Here is a 17,484-nt window from a genome sequence, read left to right on the forward strand (position 1 = left end):
CGAATCGGCGGATTTTTCCAGTTTTGGGATTATTTCAGCGGGATTACGTCGACCGCCTGGACGGCGCGCTGGCCGCCATAGCTTTTCAACACGCCGATGACGGGGACGACGTCGGAATAATCGCGGCCGTAGGCGACGACGATGTGGTCGGTGCCGGCTGAGATGTCGTTGGTCGGATCGAGTTCGATCCAGCCGATGGTCTCGCCACACCAGATCCTGACCCAGGCATGCATGGCATCCGCCCCTTCCAAGCGTTCCTTGCCGGGCGGCGGGATGGTGCGCAGGAAACCCGAGACGTAACCCGCCGGAATGCCGAGACTGCGGAGCGCCAGGATCATAATGTGGGTGAAATCCTGGCAGACGCCGCGCTTCAGCCTGAATGCCTCGATCGGCGTCGTGTCCACCGTCGTCGCGTCGGCGTCGTAGCTGAAATCCTTGTGGATGCGGGCACAGAGCGCATAGGCGATCTGCATCGCGGTCAGATCAGGCATGGCGCAGCTTCGCGCATAGTCGGCGATCTCGCGCGTCTGGGTCAGGCGCGGGCTGTCGCCGAGGAAGTGGTGCGGCGAATCCGGCGCCAGAGACCAGATGCCGGCTATTTCCTCCGGCAGGTCGGCCAGCAGCGGCGAGAAATCGACGGCGATCGGCTGGCTTTCCACCTGCACACGGGCCTGCATGCGGATGTCGAGCGTCTCGTGCGGCGCGCGCAGCATGAAAGCGGTGGCGGGATGATCGAAGAAATCGACGAAATGCGACTGTTCGTCCGGCGTCGGCGATATGGTGATCGAGCCGGCGACCAGGCGCTGCCGGTTGGTCAGCGATAGCGGCATAAGCCGCATGATGTGGCGGGCGCCGGAGGCCGGCACGTCGTAGCTGTAACCCATGCGCAGCGAAAGATCGTAAAGCATCGCCGTCACCCGAGATAGGTCTGCGCGAGCAGATCGGAAAGCTGCTCCAATTCGCGTTCGAGCCGCTGATAGACCTCGACCCCCATGCCCTCCGGCGTCATCACCGCCAGACCGGAATGAAGCCTCATCGCCTCGCGGTAAAAGGGCGACATCTGGCCATTGATCAGCGCATTCGGCAGTTGCTCGACCTCATGGTGGATCTCGTTCACCTGGAAGAGGACCGAGCGAGGGTTGAGGGGATCGAGCGCCAGCAGGTCGGTGACGGTCAGCCGCGCGGTGTTGACGTTGTAGCGGCGGCGGTGGGTCATGACGCTGTCGCCGATCTCGAGCAGCATGTCGAGGGCGCCGTCGGGCGCTTCCGGGCCGGACATATGGCCGAGCAGCCGGGTCATGTGCAGGCCGCGCTCGATATAGCGGCCGAGCGAGAGGAAACGCCAGCCCATGAAGCGGTACATGTTCTCGTGCACGAGGCCGGCAAAGCCTGCGAGCTTGCGCAGAAGGATCGTCATCGCATGGCTGGCGTCGTCGCCGGCCGAGACGGTAACGCGGAAGCGGCGGGCGGTCTTGGCGAGATCGTTGAGCGCCAGCCAGCCGTCCGGCGAGAAGCGGTCGCGGATGTTGCTCGCCGAATACACGGCGCTGTCGATGTTGCGCAACAGCGTTTCCGGCACGGGTTCGGCGGTATCGATATCGACGGCGGCGAGATAGGCGGAGACGTCGGCGAGCAGCGGCTGGCTCGGATCGGCGGCTTCGGCGTAACGCGCATGCCAGGCGCGCAGGATGCGCAGCGCCCCTTCGGCGCGCTCGATGTAGCGGCCGAGCCAGAACAGATTGTCGGCCGCCCGGCTCGGCAGGCTGCCCGGCATGTTGCGGGTGAAACTGCCCTCGGCCGGCAGCAGCGTGTGGCGTTCGACCGGCTTGTCGCTGACGATCCAGACGTCGGCGGCCGCGCCGCCCGACTGCATGGCGATCGCCGCGACATCGGCGCCGGAGCCGATGCGGGCAAAACCGCCGGGCATGATCTGCCAGCCGGTCGCCGTGCGGGCGGCAAAGACGCGCAGCGACATCGGCCGCGGCACCAGCTTGCCGTTCACCCAGGCGGGCGTCGTCGACAGCGTCACGACCTCCTGTCCCACAAGTTTCGGGCCGTCCGAACTCAGCCAGTCGGTGATGGAATCCTTGGCGGTCGCCCGCAGCGACGAGCCGAGCACGGATTCGCCGTCGTCGTCGAAGAAGGGCGCGCGGGAATAGGCCGGGCCGATCACCATCTTCTCGATATTCCTGGCGACGTGCTCGCGTTCTTCCTCCTGGCCGCACCACCAGGTGGCGATCGAAGGCAGCTGCAGATCCTGCCCCAGCAGACGGCGACAGATGGTCGGCATGAAGGCCAGAAGCGCCCGGGTCTCGAGAACGCCGGTGCCGAGCGCATTGACGATGGTGACGCTTTCGGCGCGCAGCGCCTCGACGAGGCCGGGTGTGCCGATATGCGAATTCTGGTTCAGTTCCAACGGATCGGCAAAGGCCGAATCGAGACGGCGCCAGAGCACGCCGATCGGCTTCAGGCCGGCGACGGTGCGCACCATGACGCGGCCCTTGACGACCGTCAGATCCTCGCCCTCGAGCAGCATGAAACCGAGATAGCGCGCGATATAGGCGTGCTCGTAATAGGTCTCGTTGGCCGGGCCCGGGGTCAGCACGGCGATGCGGTCGTCGCCCGAATGTTTCATGCCCTGCAGCGCATCGCGGAAGCCGCCGAAGAAGGAGGCGAGGCGGTGGACCGGGGTTTCGGCATAGATATCCGAGAAGGCCCGGGTCGTGGCGACGCGGCTTTCCAGCGCGAAACCGGCGCCCGACGGCGCCTGCGTCCTGTCGGCCAGCACCCACCAGTTGCCGTCGGGCCCGCGGCCGATCTCGAAGGCGCAGAAATGCAGATAATGGCCGGATGCCGGCCGGATGCCGGCGAGCGGGCGTTGGAATTCGGGATTGGCGGCCATCAGCGCCGGCGGCAGCACACCTTCTTCCACGAGCCGGTTGTCGCCGTAGATATCGGCGACGATCGCCTCCAGCAGGTCGGCGCGCTGGACGAGGCCGGCCGACAGCGTCTGCCATTCGCGTTCGTCGATCAGCACCGGGATATGCGAGATCGGCCAGGCGCGTTCGCCGGTGCCCTTGCTGCCATAGGCACGGTAGAAGACGCCGGCGTCCCGGAGGTAGCGGTCGGCGCGGGCGAAACGCTCGGCAAGATCCTTTTCCGGCATCGCGCTCAGATGCGAGAGGAAATGCTGCCAGACCGGGCGGACCCTGCCCTTGTTGTCAACCATCTCGTCGGCGGTGTCGGGAAGCGGCGCATAGTCGAAGGCCGCACGTTTGCCGGTGCGGTCCACTGCCTCTTCCCTGCGCTCTGCTGCCGGCCTCTTACCCATCAAAACCCAAGCTACCCCTCACCCCGGCCTCAAATTCCAGCAGGCCGCCGCAGATCCAGCGTCAGCGGGAATTCCAGCGAACCCGTCTCGGCGCGGGGAATATAGCCGCCCGCCGTATGTCCCCACGGCTCGAAGCGGGCGAGCCGCCTTGCTTCCGCCTCGTTGCCGTTGACCGGGAAGGTGTCATAGGTCCGGCCGCCCGGATGGGCAACATGATAGATGCAGCCGCCGATCGAACGCTTCGACCATGTATCATAAATGTCAAAAGTCAAAGGCGTGTTGACGGGCAGGACGGGATGCAGGCCGGAAGCCGGCTGCCAGGCCTTGTAGCGGACGCCGGCGACCGACACGCCCGATGTGCCGGTCGGTGTCAGCGGCAGGATGCGGCCGTTGCAGGTGACGGTGTAGCGTGCCGCATTGCTGGTTTCGAACCGCACCTGAAGGCGCTCGACGGAACTGTCGACGTAGCGCACCGTGCCGCCGACTGCGCCTTCCTCACCCATGACATGCCACGGCTCCAGCGCCTGGCGCAGTTCCAGCTTCGATCCCTCGTATTCGACTTCGCCGCAGAAGGGGAAGCGGAATTCGAGCTGGGCCTTGAACCATTCCGGGCTGAGATCGAAGCCGTTTTGGCGAAGGTCGGCAAGCACGTCGAGGAAATCGGCCCAGACGAAATGCGGCAGCATGAAGCGGTCGTGCAGGGTCGTGCCCCAACGGACGAACTTGCCGTCGACGGGGTTGACCCAGAAACGGGCGATCAGCGCGCGCACCAGCAATTGCTGGGCAAGCGACATGCGCGCGTTTGGCGGCATCTCGAAGCCGCGGAACTCGATGAGGCCGAGCCTGCCGGTCGGGCCGTCGGGCGAAAACAGCTTGTCGATGCAGATCTCGGCGCGGTGGGTGTTGCCGGTGACATCGGTCAAAAGGTTGCGGAACAGCCGGTCGACGAGCCAAGGCAGCGGCGGCTGGCCGCGGCCGGGAGCCGCGATCTGCGCCATGGCGATCTCCAGCTCGTAAAGGCTGTCATGGCGGGCCTCGTCCATGCGCGGCGCCTGGCTGGTCGGGCCGATGAACATGCCGGAGAAGAGGTAGGAGAGCGAGGGGTGGCGCTGCCAGTGGAGGACGACGCTCTTCAAGAGATCGGGACGGCGCAGGAAGGGGCTGTTGTTCGGATTGGCGCTGCCGACGACGACATGGTTGCCGCCGCCGGTGCCGGTATGACGGCCGTCGATCATGAACTTGTCGGCGCCGAGCCGGGTGGCGCGCGCCTCTTCATAGACCGCCGTGGTGATGTCGACGCATTCCTTCCAGTTCGAGGCAGGATGAATGTTGACCTCGATAACGCCGGGATCCGGGGCGACGCGGATGACGTTGATGCGCTCGTCCTGCGGCGGCGGATAACCTTCGATATGGACGGGAAGCTTGAGTCCGCCGGCGGCGTTTTCGGCCGCGGCGATCAGTTCGAGATAGTCCTCGATGCGCTCGACCGGCGGCATGAAGACGCAGAGCCTGCCGTCGCGCGGCTCGACCGACATGGCAGTGCGCACGGCGCCGCCGATCTCACCGAGCGTCTGTTCGATCCGGCTGCGATTGCTCTCGCCGGCGTGGAAGGAAGCTTCCGGCATGGCGCGGCCGGCCGGTATGAAGACATCGGGCAGCGGTTCGCGCGGGATCGTCGGATCGGCAGGGTGGATATAGGGATAACGCGCCGGGGGGACATAGGGCAGGGTGCCGAGCGGCAGGCGGTAACCGATCGGGCTGTCGCCGGGAACGAGGAAGATCTTACCGCGGCGGGTGCGCCATTTCTCGCTGACCCAGACCCGGCTTTCAGCGGCCCTGGCGTTCCATGCCTGGACCGGCAGTATGTAGCCTGTGGGGACGGTGAGGCCACGATCGAAGACGCGGGCGATGCGGTTGCGTTCTTCGGGATCCTTCAGCTTCGAATTCGCCGGATCGACGTTTTCGGGAAGATTGCCTTCCTTGATGATCCAGTCAGCCGGGTCCTCAAAGGCCGGCTGCACCATGTCGGGCTTGATCGCCAATTCTTTCGCGATCGCCGTCAGGAGCTTTTCGGCATCCTCTGAAGTGACGCCGGTATCCTTGCCTTCGACGGCGACCAGATCGAGGTTCTGCCAGACCGGCTTGCCGTCGCGGCGCCAGTAGAGCGAGAAGGTCCAGCGCGGCAGGCTTTCGCCCGGATACCACTTGCCCTGGCCGTAATGCAGGAAACCGCCGGGGGCGAAGCGTTCCTGCAGCCGGCGGATCAGGCTGTCGGCCTTTTCACGCTTGGTCGGGCCGACGGCGGCGGTGTTCCACTCCTCGGACTGGAAGTCGTCGATCGAAACGAAGGTCGGCTCGCCGCCCATCGTCAGATGCACGTCCTCGGCCTCGAGGATGTGGTCGACCCTCTCGCCGAGTTCGTTGAGCTCCTCCCAGCTTTCATCGGAGAAGGGCTTGGTGATGCGCGGGTGCTCGGCGACCCGCGAGACCTTCATGTCGAAGGCGAATTCGGTTTCGGCTTCGCCGAAGTAACCGCCGGAGATCGGGGCGGCGTTGCGGTAATGCGGCGTGGCGGCCAGCGGGATATGGCTTTCGCCGGTCAAGAGGCCGGAAGTGGGGTCAAGGCCGACCCAGCCGGCGCCGGGCAGATAGACCTCGGCCCAGGCATGCAGGTCGGTGAAATCGACTTCGGTGCCGGAGGGACCGTCGAGCGCTTTCAGATCCGGCGTCAGCTGGATGAGGTATCCGGAGACGAAGCGGGCGGCAAGGCCGAGATGGCGAAGGATCTGGACGAGCAGCCAGCTGGTGTCGCGGCAAGAACCCTTGGCGCTTTCGAGCGTCTCCTCCGGCGTCTGCACGCCGGTTTCCATGCGGATGACATAGCCGATCTGCCGCTGCAGGCGGGCATTCAACCCGACGACCATATCGACCGTCGCCTGGCCGGGCGACCAGTCGAGCGTCGGCAGCAACGCCTTCAGCCGCGGGCCGGCCGGTTCCGGCGTCATATAGATCGACAGATCCTCCTGGATCGTTTCCGGATAGCCGAAGGGCCACTTGGTCGCCTCTTCCTCGACGAAGAAGTCGAAGGGATTATAGACCGTCATGTCGGCGACGAGATCGACCTCGATCTTGAATTCCGTCACCGGGTCCGGGAAGACGTAGCGCGCCAGGTAATTGCCGTAAGGGTCCTGCTGCAGGTTGACGAAGTGGTTGGAAGGCGTGACCTTCAGCGAGTGGCTGAGCACCCTTGTCTTCGAATGCGAGGCAGGTTTCAGCCGGATGATCTGGGGGCCGAGGCGGACCGGCTTGTCATAGGTGTAATGCGTCAGATGATAGATGCTGGCTTTGATCGACATATTGCTCTTTTTATCCGGCGCGCATCGTCGTGCGGCTTGCTGTTCCCGACATCAGTGTGTGCAATGCAGCGAAAGAAAGCAAGGAGGGCCAAAGGCTTTTACGCCGCCTTGGCGAAGGTGATGGCCGCCTTCAGGCCCTTGCCGTCCCGGCCTGGCTCAAGCGTCAGGTCGGCGTTGAAAAGATTGGCGATTTCTTCGACGATCGGCAGGCCGAGGCCGGTGCCTTGCGCCCCTGTCTGATTGCCGCGCGAAAAACGGCCGCGCACTGCCTCCAGCTTATTGCGGGGAATGCCGGGGCCGTTGTCCTCGACTTCGAGGCGGATCGTCTCCGCTGACGCGATGACGCGGACGGTAACCTCCGCCCCTTTTCCGGCATAGGCGATGGCATTTCCGGCAAGGTTGCGCAGCATTTCGCCGATCAGCAGCGGCTCGGCGCGGATCATCGCCGGGCTCTCGCCCTCGAAACCGAGATCGATGCCGGCGCTGGCCGCCGTCGGGATCTGCTCGCCGGTGATGTCCTGGGCGATGGCGGCAAGATCGATGGCGGCGGCGGTCAGCGCCTCCTTGGCAGTGGCGGCGTCGATCTTTGCCATCAGCAGAAGCTGGGCGAGGATGCGCTCGGCATGCGCCACGGCCTGATCGCCCTTCAGCGCTGCCGCCTGCGCCTCCTCAAGCGAGCCGGCGCGGGCGGAAAGGGCAAGCTGGGTGCGGATGATCGCAAGCGGCGTGCGCAGCTGGTGGCTGGCATTGCCGGTGAAATGGCGCAGCGCATCGAGTGCCGATTGCAGGCGGACCATGAAGCTGTTCACCGTATCGACCAGCGGCTCGACCTCGCTCGGCACGGTCTGCGCGATCGGATGCAGGTCATCGGGGCTGCGTTCGCCGATGGCATCGCCGAGTTTGTAGAGCGGGCGCAGCGCCACGGTGACCGAGATCCAGACGATGACAGCGGCACCCGCGATCATGAAGGCGAGGCGCAGTGCCGAGCGGACGAGGATCGCTTGCGCCAGCTGCCGGCGGGCGATCGTGGTTTCGGCGACCGTGACCACGAAGGGCACGGAGCGGATGCCGGTCGAGGCGGAGCGTTCGAGCGTGGCGACGCGGATCGGCTCGCCGCGGAAGGTGTCGTCGGCGAAGGCGGCGGCATTGGCGGGCGTCTTGTTCAGGACCGGCAGGGACTGGTAGCCGGTGATGAATTTACCCGGCGGACCGTCGACGCGGTAGAAGACGCGGTCCTGCGCGGCCGAGGTCAGCATTTCAAGCGCGACATAGGGAATATCGACCTGCAGCGTGCCGTCTTCGGCGACGACGACGCGTTCGGCGATCGCCAGCGCCGAGCCGGCGAGCACCCGGTCGGAGACGATGTTCGAGGTCTGCACAGCCTCCCGGTAAGTATCGGCAAGCGCCAGCGTGCCGATAACGGCTGTGGAGACGAGCAGCCAGAAAAGCAGCCGGCGCCTGAGGGAATAGGCGGCTTTCATGAGACCTCGGGGAGCTTGTCGAGATAATAGCCGATGCCGCGGGCGGTCTTGACCGTCAGGCCGTGCGGCGAGAGGCGCTTCCTCAGGCGGCTGACATATTGCTCGATGGCATTTGAAGAAATGTCGTCGTCGAAGGCGGTCAGCGACTGGATGATCGCCTCTTTGGCGACGACCTTGCCGGCCCGCATGAAAAGAATTTCGAGCAGCCCCAGTTCGCGGGCGGGAATATCAAGCGGCGTGGCGCCTGCCGAGAAGGCGCGGGAATTGAGATCGAAAGAGATGCCGCCAAAACTGACGGTCGCCGAGCGCAGCCCGGCCTGACGGCGCAGCAGCACGCGCACGCGGGCCTCGAATTCTGATATGTCGAAGGGTTTGATCAGATAATCGTCGGCGCCGAGATCGAGGCCCTTCACCCGTTCTTCCGGCGTGCCGCGCGCGGTCAGGATGAGGACGGCTGCCTGGTTCTGCCGGGCGCGCATGGCGCGCAGCACGTCGAGCCCGTCCATCTCGGGCAGGTTGAGGTCGAGAATGACAAGATCGAAATTTTCCGCGGCGATGACCGCATTGGCGGATGCCCCATCATGGACGACATCGACGGCATGGCCTGTGCCGCGCAAGATCGCCGACAGGCCGTCGGCCAGCGCGATATTGTCTTCGGTGAGCAGGATGCGCACGGATGTCCCCCTGTTTTCAACGGAAGTTACAGGGGCGACGAGAGGTTGTCACAGCGATTTTGAAGATTGGTGAACGGCCGTGGGAAAGCCGATTTCAGCTCCCGGTCCTTTCGATCCGTTCGCGCTGAATCATTGCGGCGGCCAGCAGCCTCTGGAAGCGTGGATCGTCGCGGATGTTGTCGAGATCGGAATCATTGTTGAACCATTTGATATGGTACACGGAGCTGTGCGGCAGCAGCCTCTCAAGAAGATCGATCGCCTGGCCGACGTCGCCGAGGACGGAATAGACGCAGGCGAGATTATACTGCGCGACGATGTCGTCGGGATCGATGGCGATGGCGCGGGCGGCCCAGTCGCGCGCCCTCGTCACATCGCCCATATGGGCAAGCGCCAGCGCGCCACGATGAGCCGGGCCGGAATTTTCCGGATTGAGGTTGAGCGCGCGCTCGGCGCGCAGCAGGCCGAGACGCGCCCAGTTTTCGGTATCCAACACACGGCCGAGCGAGCGGTAGGCAGACATCAGGTGGATCGGCGAGACGTAGTCGTCGGGACGGATCGCGGCGGCGCGGGTGAAGTATTGAACGGATTCGGCAAAGTTGCCGTGCATGAAGAAGAATCGGGCATAATGGAAATTCGCCTCGAATAGGTTGGGGTCGAGCGCCAGGGCACGTTCGAAGGCCGCCGCTGCCCTGTCATCGTAGCCGCTCTGATGCAGGGCCAGACCATGGGAGGCGTGGGCTTCGGGAAGGTCGGGATCAAGTGCCAGCGCGCGGGCGCTCATCTCGAGGATGCGCCTCAGCGGCACGTCGTCGGGTGCCCAATCGCGGATCGCCGCGTCGCAATCGGCGATGCCGGCATAGGCGCGGGCATAATCCGGATCGAGTTCGACCGCCTTGCAGAACATCCGCCTTGCGAGCTGGAGATAGGATTTGGTCCAGGTGTGGGAGAGCTGGCGGCCGCGGAGATAATAGGTATAGGCCTCGACATTGGCGGTCGGCTCATTGGCGATCGCCTTCTTCTCCTCCGGCAGCAGACGCACCTTCAACTGGCCGACGATCGCATGGGTGATCTCGTCCTGGATGGCAAAGATGTCGGTCAGGTCGCGGTCATAACGCTCGGCCCAGAGGTGATCGCCATTGGCGGTGTCGATCAGCTGGCCGGAAATGCGCACGCGATTGCCGAAGATGCGCACACTTCCCTCGAGCACGTAGCGCACGCCAAGTTCCTGGGCGAGCCGCTTCACCTTCACCGATATGCCCTTGTAGGTGAAGATGGTATTGCGCGGCACGACGTGCAGGCTGGAGATCTTGGAGAGATCGGTGATGATGTCTTCGGTGATGCCGTCGGAGAAATAGTCCTGGTCGGCATCGCCGCTCATATTGGTGAAGGGCAGCACCGCGATGAAGCAGGTATTGCGGTTCTGCGCCACCAATTTCGCCGAGGAGGGCGGCGCCAGGGTGACGGTATAGACCTGAACCGGCTGCCGGATGTTTTTGAGCACATGCTCGCCGATGAATTCGAAGCCGAGATTGAGGCGCGCGCCGACCTGATCGCGCACCGAGGCCGACACGGCGATGCCACCCGGGGGCGCGATACGCTCAAGCCGGGCGGCAAGATTGACGCCATCTCCGAAGATATCGCCGTTCTCGACCACGACGTCGCCGAGATTGATGCCGATACGGAATTCGACTCGCTCGTCCCTGGGCACGTTCTCGTTGCGGGCCGCCATGCTGCGCTGGATTTCGGCCGCGCAGGCCACCGCGTTCACCACGCTCTGGAATTCGGCAAGGATGCCGTCGCCGGTGAGTTTGACGATGCGGCCCTTATAGTCCGAAATACGAATGTCGACCAGTTCGCAGCGGTGGCGGTTCAGCGCCTGCAGCGTGCCTGCCTCATCAATGCCCATCAGTCGGCTGTAGCCAACGACATCCGCAGCGAGAATAGCGCTCAGTCGTCGTTCCATGACCCCTCCCATGGATCTTCCCAGATTAGTCCTAGCTTTTTATAGAGTTTTTGTCGCGTAGAGTCGTCCCACGAATGACAAAATTCGGGCGGTTTCGACGGTTTGACACGGCAGCGCGACCATATAGCGTCGCCGATCTTCATCAATACTCTGAATGGGTGAAGGATGGCGTTCGACGCTAATCCTTTGTGGTGAAAGGGCGATTATAATCGGAGGAATCGGAGTGATGTGCTTTGGACGATGCTTCGGGGTCGGTCTTGGATAAAGTGCCCTCGATCGGTTTGGGAGCTTAAGTCGAACCTCGGCAGCACCTGGATTTGCGCTGCTAAAGCCGAAGTTGCCAAGGCTTGTTGCTGCGTGCGCAGAATGCTCTGATGGGTAGCGCTCGCCTAGTTCCGGCGCCCTTGCTCCCCCCGGCATGCTGAGGCATTGTTGCTGCATGAGGAGAGTTTTCATCTTGCTGCTGGCGTTCTGGCCGGGCTTTTCGCTGGCCGATCAAGCCTTCTATCCGGCGAAATCGGGCAATGCGGATGCGCCGGTGCTGACGGTCTATTCCTCGCTCGACGAGCCGTTGGCGCAGCCGATGATCCGGGGTTTCCAGGAAGCCAATCCCGATGTCGCGGTCAAATACGAGGACATGCTGACCGGCGATATCTACGACCGGATCGTCAGGGAGACGGATGCCGGCAAGAAGACGGCGGATTTTGCCTTTTCCTCGGCGATGGACCTGCAGGTGAAGCTCTCCAACGACGGATATGCGCAGGTCAGCAACCTGCCGATGAGTGCCGCATGGCCGAAATGGGCGAACTGGCGCAACACCGCCTATGCGCTGACCTTTGAGCCGGCGGTGTTCGTCTACCACAAGCCGAGCTTTGTGCATGAGCCGGTGCCGCGCTCGCGGGCGGAATTCGTCGATTACCTGAAGCGCAAGGGCAACGAGGTCTATGGGCGGATCGGCACTTACGACATCGAGCGCTCCGGCGTCGGTTTTCTGTTCATGGCGCGCGACCAGGAGCAGTTCGGCGATATCTGGTCGGTGATCGGAGCGATGGGGGCTGCTGGCGTCAAGCTCTATTCGACGAGTTCTGCGATCCTCGAGCGAGTTGCCGACGGGCGCTTCGTGCTCGGCTACAATATTCTCGGCTCCTATGCGGCCGACTGGGCGTCGCGATACCCGGACGTCGGCATCGTGCTGCCGAAGGATTATACCGTGGTGATGTCGCGGATCGGGCTGGTGCCGCAGGCGGCCGCCGAGCCGGAACTCGGCCGGCGTTATCTGACCTTTTTCATGTCGAGGGAAGGGCAGACGATCATGGCGCGCGAGCTGCAAATCCCGGCCGTCAGCCCCGAGGTGGCGGGAGAAAATACCGCCAATACGCTGCAGGAACTGCTCGGCGCCCAACTGCGGCCGGTGCCGGTCAGCCCCGGGCTGATGGTCTATCTCGACCAGGTGAAACGGGCGCGGCTGATCGCGCACTGGAACGAGGTTCTGCGGGCGCAGTGAAGGCGTCAGCTTTCGGCCGGTCCACACATAGGACCGGGTTTGGGCCGGCGCCCGGCAATTACGGCAAAAAAGTGGCCTCTTCTCCTGGATATCTCGCCGATGTCAGCTAAATGACAGCTTGTTGTGGTGGCTTTGGCTACTTCTTCTCCGTGGAGGCGGAGAGCTGAAGCCTTGGGAGGTATTCTGCTCGTCATCAGGACAATCACGTCCGCTGCCGGCCATTCCTTCCGATTCCAGAGAATAACAGGCGGTTCGCTCAGCCGCCCACGGAGGACACATCGTGAAGCATACTTTCATCGCAACCCTTCTTGCCGCGACCATCGCGCTGCCGGCCTATGCGGCCGACTACACCATCATCGCGCCGGCTGCGCCCGGCGGCGGCTGGGACCAGACGGCCCGTTCGCTGCAGACAGCGCTGCAGCAGGAGAAGATCTCCGGCAACGTCCAGGTTCAGAACGTGCCCGGCGCCGGCGGCACCATCGGCCTGGCGCAGTTCAGCAGCCAGGCTGCCGGCAATCCGAATTCGCTGATCGTCGGCGGCTATGTCATGGTCGGCGCAATCCTCACCAACAAGTCGCCGGTGACACTCAAGGACGTCACACCGATCGCCCGTCTGACCGGCGAATATGAAGCCGTCGTCGTTCCGGCCGCATCCGAGATCAAGACCATGGCCGATCTGGTTGCGGCGCTGAAGAAGGATCCGGGCGCGGTTTCCTGGGGCGGCGGTTCGGCCGGCGGTACCGACCACATCACGGTCGGCCTGATCGCCAAGGCCTCCGGGGTCGATCCGACCAAGATCAACTATGTCGCCTTCTCCGGCGGCGGTGAAGCGCTCGCCGCCATTCTCGGCGGCCAGGTCACGGCCGGCGTCTCGAGCTACAGCGAGTTCGAATCGCAGGTGAAATCCGGCACGCTCCGGCTTCTCGCCGTCTCCAGCGACAAGCGCATCGACGGCGTCGATGCCCCGACGCTGAAGGAAGCCGGCACCGACGTCACCATCCAGAACTGGCGCATGGTGGCCGCAGCCCCGGGCCTCTCGGTAGAACAGGTGGCAAGCGTGACCGCCGATTTCGAGAAGCTGCATAGCTCGGCGACCTGGCAGGAAACGCTGAAGACCAAGGGCTGGGCCGACACCTATCTGTCCGGCGACGCCTTCAAGGCGCAGCTCGAGAAGGATGTCTCCGCCACCGAAGGCATTCTCAAAGATATCGGACTTGTTCAATGAGCGAGGATAACACCTCCTCGGCAACGACACGCCGCCCTGATTGGGCGGCGTTCATCATTGCCGTTTTCCTCTTCGTCATCGCCGGCGTGATGGCCTGGGATGCCTCGCATCTGAAAACGATCGCCCAATACGACCGCATCGGCCCGGCGACCGTGCCAGAAGTGGTGGCGTTCGGCCTCTTCTGTCTCGGGATCTGGACCGCCGCCGAAGCCTGGCGCGGCGAGTTTCCGGAGCGCGATCAGCAGGAAGTGGCGCCGGTCGTCTGGATCGTTGCCGGTCTTGCCGGCCAGATGCTGCTCCTGCGCGTCGCCGGCTTCTCGATCGCCACCGGCATCCTCTTCGCGCTGACGGCACGCGGTTTCGGCAAACGCAAGCTCTGGCTCTCGCTGCCGCTCGGCATCCTCCTCAGCTTCGTCGTCTGGGCGATCTTCTCGCAGCTGCTGCAGCTGACGCTGCCGGCCGGCCCGCTCGAACATCTGTTCTTCTGACCGCGCGCGACGCGCTGTCAGCTCTTTTGATTTTACGCGGCGCCTGACCCGATCGCATGGTCTGGAACGCCGCTTGGGACACCAAGATGAGCACATTCGAATTCCTATGGCAGGGTATCCTGGTTGCGATGCAGCCGATGAACCTGGTTTATGCGCTGGTCGGCGTCACACTCGGCACTGCCGTCGGCGTGCTGCCCGGCATCGGCCCGGCGCTCACCGTGGCGCTGCTGTTGCCCGTCACCTACAAACTCGATCCCGGCGGCTCGCTGATCATGTTCGCCGGCATCTATTACGGCGGCATGTACGGCGGTTCGACCACCTCGATCCTGCTCAATACGCCGGGTGAAAGCGCCTCGATCGTCACTGCGCTCGAGGGCAACAAGATGGCGCGCGCCGGGCGCGGCGGACCGGCGCTGGCGACAGCGGCGATCGGCTCCTTCGTCGCCGGCCTGATTGCGACGCTCGGGCTTGCCTTCATCGCGCCCTATATCGTCAAGCTGGCGCTGGTCTTCGGGCCGCGCGAATATTTCGCGCTGATGGTGCTGGCCTTCGTCACCGTCTCCTCGGCCTTCGGCGATTCAGCCCTCAGGGGTCTGACCTCGCTGTTCATCGGTTTCGCGCTCGCCATGGTCGGCATCGACCAGCAGACGGGGCAGGCGCGGCTTTCCTTCGGCATTCCCGACCTGCTCGACGGTGTCGAGGTGACGACGCTTGCGGTGGCGATGTTTGCGATCGGCGAGACGCTCTATATCGCCGCGCAGGGCAACCGGATCGCCGAGAAGGTCGAGGCGGTCAAGGGTTCGCTGTGGATGACGGCGCAGGACTGGTCGCGTTCGTGGAAGCCCTGGCTGCGCGGCACGCTGATCGGCTTTCCGATCGGCGCCATGCCGGCGGGCGGCGCCGAAATCGGAACCTTCCTCTCCTATGCCACCGAAAAGCGGCTGGCCAAGAACCCGGAAGAGTTCGGCCATGGCGCGATCGAGGGCGTGGCCGGTCCAGAGGCTGCCAATAACGCCTCGGCCGCCGGCACGCTGGTGCCGCTTCTGACACTCGGCCTGCCGACGACGGCGACGGCGGCGATCATGCTTGCCGGCTTCCAGCAATACGGCCTGCAGCCGGGGCCGCTGCTGTTTGCCACCAATCCGCAGCTTGTCTGGGGTCTGATCGCCAGCCTGCTCACCGCCAATGCAATGCTGCTGGTCTTGAACCTGCCGATGATCGGGCTCTGGGTAAAGCTGCTGACGATCCCGAAGCCGTGGCTCTATGCCGGCATCCTGCTGTTTGCGACGCTCGGGACGATCGGCGCCAACCCATCGGTGTTCGAGCTCGGCATGCTGCTCGCCTTCGGCCTGCTCGGTTACGTGATGCGGCTCTTCGGCTATCCGATCGCGCCGACGGTCGTCGGCCTGATCCTCGGGCCGCTTGCCGAGCAGCAGCTTCGCCGCGCGCTGGCGATCAGCCAGGGCGACGTCACGACGCTGGTGATGTCGCCGATCGCGGCAGGCCTGCTGATCGTTGCGGCGGCGGCCTTCCTCATCCCGCTGATCCTGCGAATTCGCGGCCGCGGCCAGGTGCTGTCGCAACTGGCGGCAAACGAAGATTAAAAAGACGACATTACCCCTCCCTCACGGCCGGCCATGGAGACATGCGCCGGCCTCTTCTTTTTGCATGGCTGCGGTGATTGTCTGGGCATTGTGGAGGTATGTGCGCGACGCCATCTACAGGCGGTCAATCAAAACAAGAGGAAATGGACAATGTCCGCCATCCGCAAGTCAGTCCGCACAGGTTTCTTCGGTCGCGCATTTGCCGTGCTGGGCGCCGCAAATGCGGTCAGCGCCGCAGTTGAAGCCGGTCGCCGGCCGCAGGCCCGCGATCTGAAGGAACTCGGCATCGACCCGACCTCCTTCGGTCAGGTCTCCCGCTAAGACCTTCAAGTCATGCATGAATGAATTAGCCCGCAACCGGATGGTCGCGGGCTTTATTTTGTCCGAAAGACGGTGCCGCAAGGGCAGCGCTGCGGCCTTGGTCTTCGTTTGCGCCTGTCGACCCGGAACCGCTACCCAGCTCCGGGCGGCATGCATTGTCAGCGTCAGGCGTGAAGCTCGTCCTGCCGACCGGCGTGATCTTCCAGCCGCTCGCGCTTGTTGTGGCGGATCGACGACCAGAGCGACAGGCCGATCAGCGTCGCGCCGCCGAGACCGGTAATCACTTCGGGGATGTGCACCAGGGTCTGCGCATACATGATCACCGAGAGGATCAGGATGGCGTAGAAGGCGCCGTGCTCGAGATAGCGGTATTCGGCAAGCGTTCCCTTCTCCACCAGCATGATCGTCATCGAGCGCACATACATGGCGCCAATGCCGAGGCCGATCGCGATGACGAAGAGGTTCTGCGTCAGTGCGAAGGCGCCGATGACGCCGTCGAAGGAGAAGCTGGCATCCAGCACCTCGAGATAGATGAAGGCGCCGAGGCCGCCCTTGGCGGCAGCGCTCATCGTCTGCTGCGACGCATCGAGCAGTTCGCCGACGACCTCGACCGCGAGGAAGGTGAGCAGGCCGTAGATGGCGCAATGGACGAAGATGCTGGCTTCCTCGCCGCCGATCAGCCAGGAGAAAACAAGCATCAGCGCCAGCACGAAAGCGATCTCGATGCCCCTGATGGTGGCTGAGCGCGCCATGACCTTTTCCAGGCCGCGGAACCAGTGGATTTTCTTCTCATTGTCGAAGAAATAGCTGAGACCGACCATCATCAGGAAGGTGCCGCCGAAGGCTGCGATCGGCAGATGCGCGTCATTCATGATGCGGGCATATTCTTCCGGCTCACGGGCGGCGAGCACAAGCGCATCCCAGGGGCCGATCCGCGCCGCGATCGCAACGATCGCCAGCGGAAAGACGATGCGCATGCCGAAGACCGCGATGATGATGCCCCAGGTGAGGAAGCGCTTCTGCCAGACCGGCGTCATCTCCTTCAGCTTGTTGGCGTTGACGATGGCATTGTCGAAGGACAGCGAAATCTCCAGCACCGCAAGCACTGTGCAGATGAAGAAGACCGTCGCCATGCCGCCGATCGTGCCTGTCGTTTGCCAGCCGAGCACGGCGCCGAGAATAAGACCGAGAGCGGTGACGATGAAGGCCCAGCGGAAATAGCTGAGCGAGGAATGGTGGGTCGCGGGCTGGTTCATGGCCGCACCTCGCGGCCGCAAATCGTGGTGGAGAGAGTGGAGAGTGAGAAACGCGGCATGCCACAACGGGCATGCGGATAAGGCATGTTGAGCTTGTTCATCGATGAAAAATCCGCCGGCTAAGCTGCAGGCGGTACCGACATCACGAGAGCGCCGTAAAAACTCTCGCCAGAGGGGCCCGGCACCAAATTACCCGTAGCCGATGTCTGGAAGGCTGCGGGACAGGCCTTAGTTAATCAACTTCCCCGGCCAGTCAAGTCCGGCGGCCGCATGGAAATGAA

General features: G+C 63.9%; 12 protein-coding genes. 5 read left to right on the forward strand and 7 right to left on the reverse strand.

Annotated features, from left to right (window positions below; genetic code table 11):
- Nucleotides 1-29 precede the first annotated feature (29 nt).
- From ATY75_RS11075 to ATY75_RS11100, 6 genes are all read right to left on the reverse strand, one after another.
- Nucleotides 30-908, reverse strand: a complete 879-nt coding sequence (locus tag ATY75_RS11075; protein ID WP_088937748.1) for a transglutaminase family protein — start codon at nucleotides 906-908, stop codon at nucleotides 30-32.
- Nucleotides 909-913: 5 nt separating this feature from the next.
- Complete coding sequence (locus ATY75_RS11080; RefSeq protein WP_088937574.1) at nucleotides 914-3,331, reverse strand: circularly permuted type 2 ATP-grasp protein; 2,418 nt, start codon at nucleotides 3,329-3,331, stop codon at nucleotides 914-916.
- Nucleotides 3,332-3,360: 29 nt separating this feature from the next.
- The gene (locus ATY75_RS11085; RefSeq protein ID WP_088937575.1) at nucleotides 3,361-6,687 is read right to left on the reverse strand and encodes a transglutaminase family protein; all 3,327 of its coding nucleotides are present in this window, start codon (nucleotides 6,685-6,687) and stop codon (nucleotides 3,361-3,363) included.
- A gap of 98 nt (nucleotides 6,688-6,785) precedes the next feature.
- Nucleotides 6,786-8,168 (reverse strand): sensor histidine kinase, encoded by a 1,383-nt coding sequence (locus ATY75_RS11090; RefSeq protein ID WP_088937576.1) that lies wholly within the window; start codon nucleotides 8,166-8,168, stop codon nucleotides 6,786-6,788.
- Nucleotides 8,165-8,842 (reverse strand): response regulator transcription factor, encoded by a 678-nt coding sequence (locus ATY75_RS11095; RefSeq protein WP_064840717.1) that lies wholly within the window; start codon nucleotides 8,840-8,842, stop codon nucleotides 8,165-8,167. The genes ATY75_RS11090 and ATY75_RS11095 overlap by 4 nt, the downstream gene beginning before the upstream one ends.
- 94 nt (nucleotides 8,843-8,936) lie before the next feature.
- Complete coding sequence (locus tag ATY75_RS11100) at nucleotides 8,937-10,805, reverse strand: adenylate/guanylate cyclase domain-containing protein (RefSeq protein ID WP_088937577.1); 1,869 nt, start codon at nucleotides 10,803-10,805, stop codon at nucleotides 8,937-8,939.
- 457 nt (nucleotides 10,806-11,262) lie between these two features.
- Between ATY75_RS11100 and ATY75_RS11105 the strand changes: the two genes are divergently transcribed.
- The 5 genes from ATY75_RS11105 to ATY75_RS34570 all read left to right on the forward strand — a co-directional run bounded on the left by ATY75_RS11105 (nucleotide 11,263) and on the right by ATY75_RS34570 (nucleotide 15,947).
- Nucleotides 11,263-12,309, forward strand: coding sequence for an ABC transporter substrate-binding protein (locus tag ATY75_RS11105; RefSeq protein WP_088937578.1), 1,047 nt, complete (start codon nucleotides 11,263-11,265; stop codon nucleotides 12,307-12,309).
- A 280-nt stretch (nucleotides 12,310-12,589) separates the two neighbouring features.
- Nucleotides 12,590-13,534, forward strand: a complete 945-nt coding sequence (locus ATY75_RS11110; RefSeq protein ID WP_088937579.1) for a tripartite tricarboxylate transporter substrate binding protein — start codon at nucleotides 12,590-12,592, stop codon at nucleotides 13,532-13,534.
- Nucleotides 13,531-14,022 (forward strand): tripartite tricarboxylate transporter TctB family protein, encoded by a 492-nt coding sequence (locus ATY75_RS11115; RefSeq protein ID WP_088937580.1) that lies wholly within the window; start codon nucleotides 13,531-13,533, stop codon nucleotides 14,020-14,022. The genes ATY75_RS11110 and ATY75_RS11115 overlap by 4 nt, the downstream gene beginning before the upstream one ends.
- Before the next feature lie 86 nt (nucleotides 14,023-14,108).
- Nucleotides 14,109-15,626 carry a tripartite tricarboxylate transporter permease gene (locus ATY75_RS11120; protein WP_088937749.1) on the forward strand — a complete coding sequence of 506 codons (1,518 nt, stop codon included), beginning with the start codon at nucleotides 14,109-14,111 and terminating at the stop codon, nucleotides 15,624-15,626.
- Between the two features lie 150 nt (nucleotides 15,627-15,776).
- Complete coding sequence (locus tag ATY75_RS34570; protein ID WP_088937581.1) at nucleotides 15,777-15,947, forward strand: hypothetical protein; 171 nt, start codon at nucleotides 15,777-15,779, stop codon at nucleotides 15,945-15,947.
- Between the two features lie 164 nt (nucleotides 15,948-16,111).
- On the opposite strand, the gene ATY75_RS11130 is transcribed toward ATY75_RS34570, so the two are convergent.
- Entirely contained in the window at nucleotides 16,112-17,203 is a 1,092-nt protein-coding gene (locus tag ATY75_RS11130) for a DUF475 domain-containing protein (protein WP_088937582.1), read from the reverse strand.
- Between the last annotated feature and the right edge of the window lie 281 nt (nucleotides 17,204-17,484).

Origin of the sequence: Rhizobium sp. N122, from assembly GCF_002211295.1 — a bacterium.
Taxonomy (GTDB): Bacteria; Pseudomonadota; Alphaproteobacteria; order Rhizobiales; family Rhizobiaceae; genus Rhizobium.

Bases quoted from the DNA above. Each gene is read 5' to 3' on its own strand.
- ATY75_RS11075 (WP_088937748.1), bottom strand. From the start codon at position 908: ATGCTTTACGATCTTTCGCTGCGCATGGGTTACAGCTACGACGTGCCG.
- ATY75_RS11080 (WP_088937574.1), bottom strand. From the start codon at position 3,331: ATGGGTAAGAGGCCGGCAGCAGAGCGCAGGGAAGAGGCAGTGGACCGC.
- ATY75_RS11085 (WP_088937575.1), bottom strand. From the start codon at position 6,687: ATGTCGATCAAAGCCAGCATCTATCATCTGACGCATTACACCTATGAC.
- ATY75_RS11090 (WP_088937576.1), bottom strand. From the start codon at position 8,168: ATGAAAGCCGCCTATTCCCTCAGGCGCCGGCTGCTTTTCTGGCTGCTC.
- ATY75_RS11100 (WP_088937577.1), bottom strand. From the start codon at position 10,805: ATGGAACGACGACTGAGCGCTATTCTCGCTGCGGATGTCGTTGGCTAC.
- ATY75_RS11115 (WP_088937580.1), top strand. From the start codon at position 13,531: ATGAGCGAGGATAACACCTCCTCGGCAACGACACGCCGCCCTGATTGG.
- ATY75_RS11120 (WP_088937749.1), top strand. From the start codon at position 14,109: ATGAGCACATTCGAATTCCTATGGCAGGGTATCCTGGTTGCGATGCAG.
- ATY75_RS34570 (WP_088937581.1), top strand. From the start codon at position 15,777: ATGTCCGCCATCCGCAAGTCAGTCCGCACAGGTTTCTTCGGTCGCGCA.
- ATY75_RS11130 (WP_088937582.1), bottom strand. From the start codon at position 17,203: ATGAACCAGCCCGCGACCCACCATTCCTCGCTCAGCTATTTCCGCTGG.